This window comes from Streptococcus sp. 27098_8_148 (assembly GCF_041432105.1).
Lineage (GTDB): Bacteria > Bacillota > Bacilli > Lactobacillales > Streptococcaceae > Streptococcus > Streptococcus parasanguinis_AE.
The window spans coordinates 214,041-226,759 of sequence record NZ_JAPVYY010000002.1; the positions used below are offsets into that span (position 1 = coordinate 214,041).

Genomic DNA, 12,719 nt, shown 5'->3' on the forward strand with positions numbered 1-12,719 from the left:
CACAGTGATTCAAGAAAACATGGTATAATAGAAGAGATTGAACTGGAAAGGAAGTGAGATTATGGCAACTATTCAATGGTTTCCTGGACACATGTCCAAAGCTAGAAGACAAGTACAAGAAAATTTAAAATTTGTGGATTTTGTGACGGTTCTGGTAGATGCTCGTTTGCCCCTATCAAGCCAAAATCCTATGTTAACCAAAATTGTTGGTGATAAGCCTAAATTAATGATTTTGAACAAGGTAGACTTGGCAGATCCTGTGGCAACAAAAGAATGGCAGGACTATTTTGAGTCTCAAGGCATCAAAACCTTGGCTATCAACTCCAAAGAGCAATCTACGGTTAAGAAGGTCACAGATGCTGCTAAGTCTTTGATGGCCGATAAAATTGCTCGTCAGAAGGAACGAGGGATTCAGATTGAAACCCTTCGGACCATGATTATCGGGATTCCTAATGCCGGGAAATCAACTCTGATGAACCGCTTAGCGGGGAAAAAGATTGCTGTTGTTGGAAATAAACCAGGGGTGACCAAGGGGCAACAATGGTTGAAAACCAATAAAGACCTTGAAATCTTGGATACCCCAGGGATTCTCTGGCCAAAGTTTGAAGATGAAGAAGTGGCTTTAAAGCTCGCCTTAACAGGAGCGATAAAGGATCAGTTGCTTCCAATGGATGAAGTGACCATCTTTGGCCTTAACTATTTTAAAGAGCATTATCCAGCTGTTTTGAAGGAACGTTTTAAACAAATGGATCTGGAACAAGAAGCTCCTGAAATCATTATGGAAATGACCCAGAAATTAGGATTTCGTGAAGATTACGACCGTTTTTACCAACTCTTTGTTAAAGACGTCCGCGATGGAAAATTGGGACGCTATACGCTGGATCGTGTAGGTGAAATAGATGCCAACGATTAAAGAAATCAAAGAGCGTTTGGCAACGATTGACGATCTAGATCATCCCTTATTTGAAGAATTGATCCTTGATGGTCGAGCGGGGGTTCAAGCGGCTATCAGCAAACGAAAACGCGAACTCCAAAAACAAGTGGATGAAGACTTGCGTTTGGAAAAAATGCTAGCCTATGAGAAAGAACTTTATGCTCAAGGGATTGATCTTATTGCAGGTGTGGATGAAGTGGGACGCGGCCCATTAGCGGGTCCAGTTGTTGCAGCTGCCGTGATCTTGCCGAAAGCTTGTAAAATTCCGGGACTCAACGATAGTAAAAAGATTCCAAAATCCAAACACAAAGAAATCTATGAGGCTGTGCTCCAAAACGCCATTGCGATCGGAATCGGCATCAAGGACAATCAAGTGATTGATCAGGTTAATATCTATGAAGCTACGAAGCTAGCCATGATGGAGGCCATTGGTCAGTTAGAGCCTCAACCCCAGCATCTTTTGATTGATGCCATGAAGTTGGATCTTCCTATTCCCCAAACTAGTATCATCAAAGGGGATGCCAACTCCTTATCCATTGCTGCAGCATCCATCGTAGCCAAGGTGACTCGGGATCAGATGATGGAAGAGTTTGATTGCGAATATCCGGGTTATGATTTTACGCAGAACGCTGGCTATGGGACGGCTAACCATCTGGCTGGCCTCGACAAGCTGGGAGTGACTCCTATCCATCGGCGTTCATTTGAACCCGTCAAATCAATGTGTGAGGATTAGGCTATGCTATTTACCATCGATATCGGAGGGACCTTTATAAAGTACGGTCTGATGGATGCAGACTATCAATTGATCCGTACAGACAAGATCCCAACACCATCTACGATTGAGGACTTTTGGCAAGGATTAGAAGGAATCGTTGCTCCTGTACGGGAAGAAATCGAGGGAATCGCCATTTCATGCCCTGGTGAGATCCAAAAGAGCCTTGGCTTTGTCTTTCGAGGTGGTCTCATTCCATATTTGCGAGGCATTCCTCTAGCTAGTAGATTGCAACAAACATTTCAAGTACCCGTCACCGTTCTTAATGATGGAGAAGCTGCTGGTCTAGCGGAAGCAAGGCTTGGCAATCTAAAAGATTGTTCTTGCGGTGCGACCTTGGTCTTAGGGACAGGAGTCGGCCTTGCTCTTCTTTCTAACGGTGATCTATTGAGAGGATGGCAACTGACAGAATACATTCGGACTATTGATAAGGCAGAAAGAACACCAGAAAATCGCCGCTTTCATCGCGGACTCTTTTTGCAAGGTATTTCCAATCTTTTGGAAAACACCGGTTCAGCTGTTCAATTTGTTGAGAAGGCTAGTCACATCTTAAACCTAGAAAAGGCAGATGGTATAGCCGTTTTCAAGGCTCTTGATCAAGGAGGCCATGAGGAGCTGAAATCCTTGTTTCGGGAGTATTGTCATGATATTGCTATTCTGATTTTTAATCTTCAATCATTGCTCCTGCTTGAGAAGGTGACAATTGGAGGGGGCATTAGTAGCCAACCGCTACTGATCGATGAGATCAGTCGACAATACCATAACCTACTCTCTCAAAAAGGGCATAAACAATTTGAGGCCTTGCCGATCCAAGCGGCTCGCTTCCATAATGAAAGCAACTTGATTGGTGCCGCATCTTACTTTTATTCTTCTACATATCAAAAAAAGTTCTAGAAATAGAGCTTTTTTTCCATTCTTTTTCGAATAAATAAGTGAGAGGAAGTAGAAGGTGACCATGGAGAAATTTGAAATCTTTAAATTAAAAGAAGCTGGTTTATCAAATGAGCAAGTCTTGAGAATTTTGGACTACTGTAGGAAAGACCAAGCCTTACCAAGCTTAGAAGAGATAGCAAGGATCGCTCGCTGTCGCAGTATTATTCATTTTGTAGACAAATACCGGCAGCTGGATGAAGAGCATTTACACAAGGAGTTTGAACGGTTCCCATCTCTATCCATTTTTGATCCTGAATACCCGGAGGAATTGCTACAGATCTACAATCCTCCTGTACTCCTTTTTTACCAAGGAGATTTGGAGCTGTTAACCAAACCGAAGATTGCAGTCGTAGGAGCTCGGGAAACGACGCGAGAAGGGGTGCGATCTGTAGAGAAGATTATTAAAGAACTTGGAAATGAACTGGTCATCGTTAGTGGACTTGCTAAGGGAATTGATGCGACAGCTCATTATGCCAGTATACGAAATGGTGGCAAGACCATCGGAGTGATAGGAACGGGACTGGATGTCTTTTATCCTAAAAGCAATCAAAGACTGCAGGCACATATGGGGGAAAACCATCTGATCTTGAGCGAGTATGGTCCAGGGCAGGCCCCACTTAAGTTTCATTTTCCTGAGAGAAATCGCATCATTGCAGGTCTCTGTCAGGCAGTGATTGTGGCAGAGGCGCGACTCCGTTCAGGGAGTTTGATTACTTGTGAGCGTGCTATGGAAGAAGGCCGAGACGTTTTTGCTATTCCAGGAAATATTTTAGATGGAAAATCTGCAGGCTGCCATCATCTGATTCAAGAAGGTGCAAAGCTTGTCACCTCAGGCCAGGACATTCTTGATGAATTGAAATACGAATTGTGATTTTCCTATAGGAGAAGTTCCTAGTTGACATCTTTCTTAAAATGTATTAAACTCAATGAGATTTATACAAAACAGAGGGATAAAACGTGGTAACAAAAAAGAAAAGCAGTACAACCAAGAAAAATTTGGTGATTGTGGAGTCTCCTGCTAAGGCGAAAACAATCGAAAAATACCTTGGTCGTAACTACAAAGTCATGGCTAGTGTTGGCCATATTCGGGATCTGAAAAAATCTACGATGTCTATTGACTTCGACAATAACTATGAACCGGAGTATATCAATATTCGCGGAAAAGGTCCCTTGATCAATGATTTGAAAAAAGAAGCTAAAAAAGCCAAACAAGTCTTTCTCGCAAGTGACCCGGACCGAGAAGGAGAAGCTATTTCTTGGCATTTAGCGCATATTTTGAACTTGGATGCCAAAGAAAAGAACCGCGTGGTCTTTAACGAAATCACCAAGGATGCAGTAAAAAATGCCTTTAAAGAACCGCGCCAAATCGATATGGACTTGGTCGATGCCCAACAAGCCCGTCGTGTCTTGGACCGGATTGTAGGGTATTCAATTTCGCCTATTCTTTGGAAAAAGGTTAAAAAAGGACTTTCTGCAGGGCGCGTGCAATCAGTTGCCCTCAAATTAATTATTGATCGTGAAAACGAAATTAATGATTTCAAGCCGGAAGAATACTGGACCATTGATGGTGTCTTTAAAAAAGGGACCAAGCAATTCCAAGCTAGCTTCTATGGGATTGATGGCAAGAAGATGAAGCTCAACACCAATGAAGAGGTGAAAGCTGTTCTTGAACGCTTAGATGGCAAAGATTTTACTGTTGAAAAAGTTGAAAAGAAAGAACGTCGTCGGAATGCACCACTTCCTTACACCACCTCTTCTATGCAGATGGATGCAGCCAATAAGATCAACTTCCGTACACGCAAGACCATGATGGTCGCTCAGCAATTGTACGAAGGAATCAATATCGGCTCTGGTGTTCAAGGTTTGATTACCTATATGCGTACCGACTCCACACGGATCAGTCCGGTTGCGCAAAATGAGGCAGCTAACTTTATCGTGGATCGCTTCGGTGAGAAATATTCTAAGCATGGAAGCCGTGTGAAGAATGCTTCTGGTGCCCAAGATGCCCACGAAGCGATTCGTCCGTCTAGCGTCTTCAATACTCCTGAGAGCATTGCTAAATACTTGGACAAAGACCAATTGAAACTCTACACCTTGATTTGGAATCGTTTTGTAGCTAGTCAAATGACAGCTGCTGTCTTTGATACTATGAATGTCCGTTTAGGTCAAAATGGGGTTCAGTATACAGCAAATGGGAGCCAGGTGAAGTTCGATGGTTATTTGGCTATTTATAACGACTCAGATAAGAACAAGATGTTGCCGGATATGGTAGAAGGCGATATCGTTAAGCAAGTCAATAGCAAGCCGGAGCAACACTTTACCCAACCACCTGCTCGATATTCTGAAGCGACCTTGATTAAGACCTTGGAAGAAAATGGGGTTGGTCGTCCTTCAACCTATGCTCCGACGATTGAGACCATTCAAAAACGCTATTATGTGAAGCTGGTAGCAAAACGCTTTGAACCAACAGAGTTAGGGGAAATCGTTAATAAACTGATCGTTGAATTCTTCCCAGATATTGTCAACGTGACCTTCACAGCAGAGATGGAAGGGAAACTCGATGATGTCGAACTTGGAAAGGAAGAGTGGCAAAAAGTCATCGATGCCTTCTACAAACCATTCTCTAAGGAAGTCGCAAAGGCTGAAGAAGAGATGGAAAAAATCCAAATTAAAGATGAACCAGCTGGTTTTGATTGTGAAGTCTGTGGTAGCCCGATGGTGATTAAATTAGGACGTTTTGGTAAGTTCTATGCTTGTAGTAATTTCCCAGATTGTCGTCATACGCAAGCCATTGTCAAAGAAATCGGTGTGGAGTGTCCTGACTGTCATCAGGGACAAATCATCGAGCGTAAAACCAAGCGCAACCGTATCTTCTATGGATGCAATCGCTATCCAGAGTGTGAATTTACCTCTTGGGATAAACCAATCGGTCGGGATTGTCCAAAATGTGGTCACTACTTAGTTGAGAAAAAAGTTCGTGGCGGTGGCAAACAAGTCGTTTGTAGCAATGGTGATTACGAAGAAGAAAAAGTGAAATAATCTTTTGAATAATTTAATGTCTATTATAACGGCAATTTTTATAAATGTCTGTTATAATAGACATTTTTTGTTTTTTTCGTTATAATAGACATAAGGAGGTGGGCTTTATGTATCTTGCTTTGATTGCAGATGTGATTGATTCCAAAATCGTACAAGAACGTTTTGACCTGCAAAAACAGTTAGAAAAAACCCTTCAAAAGATCAATGAGCTTTTTAAAGACTGCCTAGCATCGGCTTTTACCCTAACTTTGGGGGATGAGTTTCAAGCGCTTTTAAAAGTGGAGGCTCCGGTTTTTCAAATCATTGATACCCTACGTTCAGAACTAAGACCGACTCAACTTCGTTTCGGCATTGGCCTCGGGGAGATTGTAACGGATATCGATCCCCTGCAAAGTATCGGTGCAGATGGACCAGCCTATTGGAATGCACGCGCAGCTATTAATCTGGTCCATCAGAAAAATGATTATGGTAACACCCAGATCTATTTTTTGAGCGGTAATGACAGCCAGGACTTAGTGGTGAATGCGCTCATCGCTTCCGGAGAAGCCATACGTTCGGGTTGGCGAGAGAGTCAGGAAGAGATTCTGCTCAATCTGCTAAAGAGATCTGTCTATAGTGAAAGCTTTAGCCAACAGGAATTGGCCCAAGCGCTAGAGCTCAACCCTAGTGCACTGTCCAAGCGATTAAAGAGTAGCAGTATTCGTGTTTATTTACGGGGGCGAGCAGCAGCACTAGCTTGTATTCAAAACTTAGAGAAAGGAGAGGCCCATGAGCGGATTGTCTAGTATCGTAATGAATCCATACTTGATCCTCTTGTTGATTTGTCATTTGTTATCGGATTATTATTTTCAAAGTCAAAAGATGGCGGATCGCAAGGATCAGGATAAGAAGGTGCTCGGGCTTCACATTCTATATGTGGCTTTGCCTTTGTTCATTGTTTCGCTCTTTCATCTAGCCTTGTGGTGGATTTGCTTGGTCATTTTACTGACACATGCTGGAATAGATTTCTTGAAACCGATCGTGCAGAAGGGATTGAAATTACCAACCGCCTGGATTTTTGCATTGGATCAAGTCTTGCATATTGGTATCCTAACTTGTCTGGTCCTTATGGGAGCGAAGAATGGCACGACCTATCTACCCTTGGACATTTTAAATCTAATCTTTTATGTCCTCCTAGTTGGGAAACCAAGCAATATCGCCTTTAAAATTCTGTTTGCCAAGTATCAACCCACCAGCAAGAAGAAAATGGATACGATCACTGGGGCTGGTTCCATGATTGGTTTTTTAGAACGTTTGGTGATCGGCGCCTGTCTCGTCTATGGGCAATTCGCTTCGATCGGCCTGGTCTTTACGGCCAAATCCATCGCCCGCTACAATAAAATTTCGGAGAATCCAGCCTTTGCGGAGTATTACTTGATTGGATCCTTATTCAGTATCCTATCTGCCCTCTTAGCAGCTTGGTTGTGTCTATAAGAAAATAAATATAAAGTCTAAGACAGGAAGGAAAAGCCTCCCTGTCTTTTTACTTAGCTTTTTGGTATAATGGACCAAGTAGAAAATTAGAAAGATTTGTGGGTGTCAAACAGTCCAGAAGGGTGTTTTGATACCCAAAGAGGTATTAGTGTCATGTCTCAATCTTATATCAATGTTATCGGTGCGGGTCTTGCTGGCTCGGAAGCAGCTTACCAGATTGCCCAACAGGGTATTCCGGTCAAGCTTTACGAAATGCGTGGGGTCAAATCCACTCCGCAACATAAAACAGACAACTTTGCTGAGTTAGTGTGTTCCAACTCTCTTCGTGGGGATTCTCTCACCAATGCTGTCGGGCTCCTCAAAGAAGAAATGCGCCGTCTGGGTTCTGTCATCCTTGAAGCAGCGGAAGCGACTCGCGTGCCGGCTGGTGGAGCGCTGGCAGTGGACCGGGAAGGGTTTGCTAGCCGGGTGACGGAGAAGGTGTCCCAACATCCGCTCATTGAAGTGATTCGCGATGAAATTACGGAATTGCCGACAGATGCCATCACAGTGGTCGCAACAGGCCCTCTAACCAGTGATGCCTTGGCAGAAAAGATCCATGCTCTCAATGGTGGCGACGGTTTCTATTTCTATGATGCAGCAGCTCCGATTATCGATGTCAATACCGTTGATATGAACAAGGTCTATCTCAAGTCACGCTATGACAAGGGAGAAGCAGCCTATCTCAACTGCCCCATGACCAAACAAGAATTTATGGATTTCCACGAGGCCTTGGTCAATGCAGAAGAAGCCCCGCTCAACTCTTTTGAAAAAGAAAAGTATTTTGAAGGTTGTATGCCCATTGAAATCATGGCCAAACGAGGCATCAAAACCATGCTCTATGGCCCTATGAAGCCAGTTGGGCTCGAGTATCCAGATGATTACAAAGGGCCACGTGATGGGGAGTTTAAGACCCCTTATGCGGTAGTCCAATTGCGCCAAGACAATGCGGCTGCCAGCCTCTACAATATTGTTGGTTTCCAAACTCACCTTAAATGGGGCGAACAAAAACGGGTCTTCCAAATGATCCCAGGTTTGGAAAACGCGGAATTTGTGAGATATGGTGTCATGCACCGCAATTCCTACATGGATTCTCCAAATCTGCTTGAACAAACCTATCGTTCGAAGAAACAACCAAACCTCTTCTTTGCGGGTCAAATGACAGGGGTAGAAGGCTATGTTGAGTCAGCTGCCTCAGGTTTGGTAGCTGGAATCAATGCAGCTCGCCTTTTCAAAGGAGAAGAAGCAGCGATTTTCCCTGAAACGACAGCTATCGGAAGCCTGGCTCACTATATCACCCATGCTGACAGCAAGCATTTCCAACCCATGAATGTCAACTTCGGGATTATCAAGGAGCTAGAAGGCCCACGTATTCGGGATAAAAAGGAACGTTATGAGAAAATTGCCGAACGTTCTTTACAAGATTTGGCTCAGTTTATGGAAAAATAACCCAAGAAAGAAAAAAGTTTGGAGAAAATCCAGACTTTTTCTTCTAAAAATGGTATAATGAATAAAATTTAGAATATAGAGAGTTTTCTGACAATGAACAAATCCTATTTTTATTTAGATATGAAGACACACGAGTTGAAAGTGCCTTATACCGGAAAACTCCGTCGTGTGCGAGTCTTATTACCTAAGAATTATGAAACGGATACAGATAGACGTTACCCTGTGGTTTATTTCCACGATGGGCAAAACGTTTTGTACAGCAAGGAAGCTTATGCGGGTCATTCCTGGAAAGTTATTCCAGCCATTAAGCGGAATCCAGATATTAGTCGCATGATTGTTGTTGCGATCGATAATGATGGTTTCCAACGCATGAATGAATACTCTGCCTGGAAGTACAAGGAATCCAATATTCCTGGCATGCAATTTGGTGGCAAGGGAGTTGAGTACGGCGAATTTGTCATGGAGGTGGTGAAACCTTTTATCGACCAAGAATACCGGACTCTTGCTGATCGAGAACATACGGCCATGATTGGATCTTCCTTGGGTGGGAATATTACCCAATTCTTGGGCTTAGAGTACCAAGATCAAATTGGTTGTTTAGGTGTCTTTTCATCTGCTAACTGGCTACACCAAGATGCCTTCAATCATTATATCGAACGCAAAAAATTATATGCAGATCAACGGATCTACATCTATGTAGGTACTGAAGAGGCGGATGATACAGATAAAACGCTGATGGCGGGAAATATCAAGCAAGCCTATATTGATTCATCCCTTCGTTATTATCACGACGTCATTCAACAAGGGGTGGCTTTAGAGAATATCGACATTCGGATTCAATCCGGCGCTATTCACCATGAAGAAGCTTGGGCCGAACATTTACCTGAGTGCCTTCGCTTTTTGACCGAAAATTGGGATTAATGGACTCAGAACAAATCAATAGAGAGAAAGAGGAAACTTATGAATATTGAACATTTAAGCCACTGGAGTGGCCAACTCAACCGTGAAATGTATTTGAACCGCTATGGACACGCTGGTATTCCTGTTGTGGTCTTTGCTTCATCAGGTGGGAGCCATAACGAGTACTATGACTTTGGTATGATTGATGCTTGTGCTCAGTTTATCGAAGAAGGTCGGGTTCAATTCTTCACCCTTTCGAGTGTCGATAGTGAAAGCTGGCTTTGTGATTGGAAAAATCCTCATGATCGTGCCGAAATGCACCGTGCTTATGAACGCTATGTGATTGAAGAAGCCATTCCTTTTATCAAACACAAAACAGGCTGGTTTGATCCGATGATGACAACGGGTTGCTCTATGGGGGCTTACCACGCCCTTAATTTCTTCTTGCAACATCCAGATGTCTTTAATAAAGTGATTGCCTTGAGTGGTGTCTATGACGCTCGTTTCTTTGTTGGTGATTTTGGAGGCGATGAAGCCATTTATCAAAACTCGCCATCTGATTATATTTGGAACCAAAATGATGGCTGGTTTATCGATCGTTACCGTCAGGCGGAAATCGTTGTTTGTACTGGTTTAGGGGCTTGGGAACAAGATGGGCTTCCATCTTTCTACAAACTGAAAGAAGCCTTTGATCACAAAAATATTCCTGCATGGTTCGCTGAATGGGGACATGATGTAGCCCACGATTGGGAATGGTGGCGCAAACAAATGCCTTATTTCCTAGGCCAAATGCATCTATAAGTAAAAAGGGAGGAGACCTCTATGAATTATCTTGTTATTTCACCTTATTATCCACAAAATTTCCAACAATTTACCATTGAACTAGCTAACAAGGGAATCACAGTCTTGGGAATTGGTCAAGAGCCGTACGAACAGTTAGATGAGCCTTTGCGCAATAGTTTGACAGAGTATTTCCGAGTTGAAAATTTGGAAAATCTGGACGAAGTGAAGCGTGCGGTAGCCTTTCTGTTCTATAAACACGGACCAATTGATCGTATTGAGTCCCATAATGAGTACTGGTTGGAATTGGATGCGGCGCTTCGGGAGCAATTCAATGTCTTCGGAGCTAAGCCAAAAGATCTGAAGAAAACTAAGTTCAAATCCGAAATGAAGAAACTCTTCAAGAAGGCTGGAGTCCCAGTCGTTCCTGGTGCCGTGGTTAAAACAGAAAAAGACATTGATAAGGCCGTGAAGAAGATTGGGTTGCCATTGATTGCCAAGCCTGATAATGGAGTAGGTGCAGCAGCGACCTTTAAACTTGAAACACCAGAAGATGTCGACCATTTTAAAGCAGATTGGGATGGACATACGGAGTACTTCTTTGAGAAATTCGTCACTTCTAGCGAGATTTGTACCTTTGATGGTCTGGTCGATCGTGATGGCAATATTGTCTTCTCAACGACTTTTGACTATGCTTATACGCCACTCGATTTGATGCTCTACAAGATGGATAACTCTTATTATGTCCTCAAAGAGATGGATCCAAAATTGCGTCAATACGGGGAAGCGATTGTCAAAGCCTTTGGCATGAAAGAACGTTTCTTCCATATCGAGTTCTTCCGCGATGGGGATGACTATATTGCAATCGAGTACAATAATCGTCCAGCAGGTGGCTTTACGATCGATGTCTACAATTATGCTCACTCCATTGATTTGTACCGTGGTTATGCTGCCATCGTAGCAGGAGAGCCTTTCCCAGCTTCTGAGTTTGAGCCCCTTTATTGCTTGGCGACTTCTCGCCGTGCCAATGCAGCCTATGTCCTTTCAGAGGATGAAGTTTTGGCTAAATACCATGATCAATTCCGTGTGAAAAAAGACATGCCAGCGGCCTTTGCGGAACTTCAGGGAGATTTCCTCTATATGCTTACAACACCTAGTCGTGAAGTAATGGAACAAATGATTCATGACTTTGGTCAACGCCAATCATAAGATAACGACCGGTAGGATAGGATCCTATCGGTTTTTTATAATTTAATGCAATCCCATGAAAGAAAAGTTTGTGAAATGTTTTGTTTGAAGTTGAAAAAGCTTATAAAACCTCCCTCCAAGGTATAAAATTTGTGAAATCATTTGAGCATTATTTTTGACAGTGCTTTCATTTTTGGCTAGAATGAAAGAGAATGAATAAATGCTAAGAAAGGCGAAATAATGGCAACATTAGATAAAAGTCTCTTATTGGAAATGTTCCGTAAAATGGAAGAAATCCGTCGCATGGACTTAAAAATTGCACAGTTAGTAAAAAAAGGGAAAGTGCCAGGAATGACGCACTTTTCTGTTGGGGAAGAAGCAGCAAACGTTGGAGCGATGCTGGCTTTAAATGATGACGATTTGCTGACATCTAACCACCGTGGTCACGGTCAAGCGATCGCTAAAGGTATCGACCTGAATGGCATGATGGCTGAAATCCTAGGCAAGTATACTGGTACTTGTAAAGGGAAGGGAGGCTCTATGCATATCGCTGACCTGGATGCTGGTAACCTTGGTGCCAACGGGATCGTTGGTGGTGGTATGGGGATTGCTGTAGGGGCTGCCCTTACTCAACAAATGAAAAAGACTGGTAAGATTGTCGTCTGCTTCTTTGGGGACGGAGCAACCAACGAAGGTGTTTTCCACGAAGCGGTGAATATGGCTTCTATTTGGAATCTTCCGGTAATTTTCTACTGTATCAATAACGGTTATGGAATCTCTGCTGACATCAAGAAAATGACCAATATCCAGCATATCCACGAACGTAGTGCTGCTTACGGCATTCCTGGAATGTTTATTCCTGATGGAAATAACGTTATCGATGTCTATGAAGGATTCCAAAAAGCTGTTGAACACGTCCGCTCTGGTAAAGGACCTGTCTTGATTGAAAGTGTCACCTATCGTTGGCTTGGTCACTCATCTTCTGACCCTGGTAAATACCGGACCCGTGAAGAAGTAGAAGAGTGGAAGAAGAAAGATCCAATCGAAAACCTTCGCAAGTATCTCCTTGAAAATGAGATTGCGAGCGCAGAAGAATTGGATCAGATCCAAGAAGAAGTGAAAGAAGCAGTTGAAGCTTCAGTGAAATTTGCGGAAGAAAGCCCATTCCCTCCACTCGAATCAGCTTTCGAAGATATTTACGCAGACTAAGGG

12 protein-coding genes are annotated in these 12,719 nt (G+C 43.0%); all 12 read left to right on the plus strand.

Annotated features, from left to right (window positions below):
* Positions 1-61 precede the first annotated feature (61 nt).
* On the plus strand, positions 62-913 hold the full coding sequence (gene ylqF / locus O3646_RS02560; protein WP_371610486.1) for a ribosome biogenesis GTPase YlqF: 852 nt from the start codon (positions 62-64) through the stop codon (positions 911-913).
* Entirely contained in the window at positions 900-1,667 is a 768-nt protein-coding gene (locus O3646_RS02565) for a ribonuclease HII (protein ID WP_155169754.1), read from the plus strand. Before ylqF ends, O3646_RS02565 begins: the two co-directional genes overlap by 14 nt.
* Before the next feature lie 3 nt (positions 1,668-1,670).
* The gene (locus tag O3646_RS02570) at positions 1,671-2,600 is read left to right on the plus strand and encodes an ROK family protein (protein WP_129299244.1); all 930 of its coding nucleotides are present in this window, start codon (positions 1,671-1,673) and stop codon (positions 2,598-2,600) included.
* 61 nt (positions 2,601-2,661) lie between these two features.
* Positions 2,662-3,510: a DNA-processing protein DprA gene (gene dprA, locus O3646_RS02575; protein WP_227038262.1), complete on the plus strand. Its 849-nt coding sequence runs from the start codon at positions 2,662-2,664 to the stop codon at positions 3,508-3,510.
* Positions 3,511-3,596: 86 nt separating this feature from the next.
* On the plus strand, positions 3,597-5,678 hold the full coding sequence (topA, locus tag O3646_RS02580; protein ID WP_023918171.1) for a type I DNA topoisomerase: 2,082 nt from the start codon (positions 3,597-3,599) through the stop codon (positions 5,676-5,678).
* A gap of 107 nt (positions 5,679-5,785) precedes the next feature.
* A complete protein-coding gene (locus tag O3646_RS02585) occupies positions 5,786-6,463 on the plus strand; it encodes a SatD family protein (protein WP_118228157.1) in 678 nt (225 codons plus the stop codon).
* Positions 6,447-7,151 (plus strand): DUF3307 domain-containing protein, encoded by a 705-nt coding sequence (locus O3646_RS02590; protein WP_371610487.1) that lies wholly within the window; start codon positions 6,447-6,449, stop codon positions 7,149-7,151. The genes O3646_RS02585 and O3646_RS02590 overlap by 17 nt, the downstream gene beginning before the upstream one ends.
* A 153-nt stretch (positions 7,152-7,304) precedes the next feature.
* Positions 7,305-8,639 (plus strand): methylenetetrahydrofolate--tRNA-(uracil(54)-C(5))-methyltransferase (FADH(2)-oxidizing) TrmFO, encoded by a 1,335-nt coding sequence (trmFO, locus tag O3646_RS02595; protein WP_371610488.1) that lies wholly within the window; start codon positions 7,305-7,307, stop codon positions 8,637-8,639.
* Positions 8,640-8,732: 93 nt separating this feature from the next.
* Positions 8,733-9,560 (plus strand): alpha/beta hydrolase, encoded by an 828-nt coding sequence (locus O3646_RS02600; protein ID WP_277838687.1) that lies wholly within the window; start codon positions 8,733-8,735, stop codon positions 9,558-9,560.
* A gap of 39 nt (positions 9,561-9,599) precedes the next feature.
* Positions 9,600-10,340: an esterase family protein gene (locus tag O3646_RS02605; RefSeq protein WP_049492864.1), complete on the plus strand. Its 741-nt coding sequence runs from the start codon at positions 9,600-9,602 to the stop codon at positions 10,338-10,340.
* 21 nt (positions 10,341-10,361) lie between these two features.
* Entirely contained in the window at positions 10,362-11,528 is a 1,167-nt protein-coding gene (locus O3646_RS02610; RefSeq protein ID WP_049492861.1) for an acetyl-CoA carboxylase biotin carboxylase subunit family protein, read from the plus strand.
* Positions 11,529-11,747: 219 nt separating this feature from the next.
* On the plus strand, positions 11,748-12,716 hold the full coding sequence (locus O3646_RS02615) for a thiamine pyrophosphate-dependent dehydrogenase E1 component subunit alpha (RefSeq protein ID WP_003014979.1): 969 nt from the start codon (positions 11,748-11,750) through the stop codon (positions 12,714-12,716).
* Positions 12,717-12,719 lie beyond the last annotated feature (3 nt).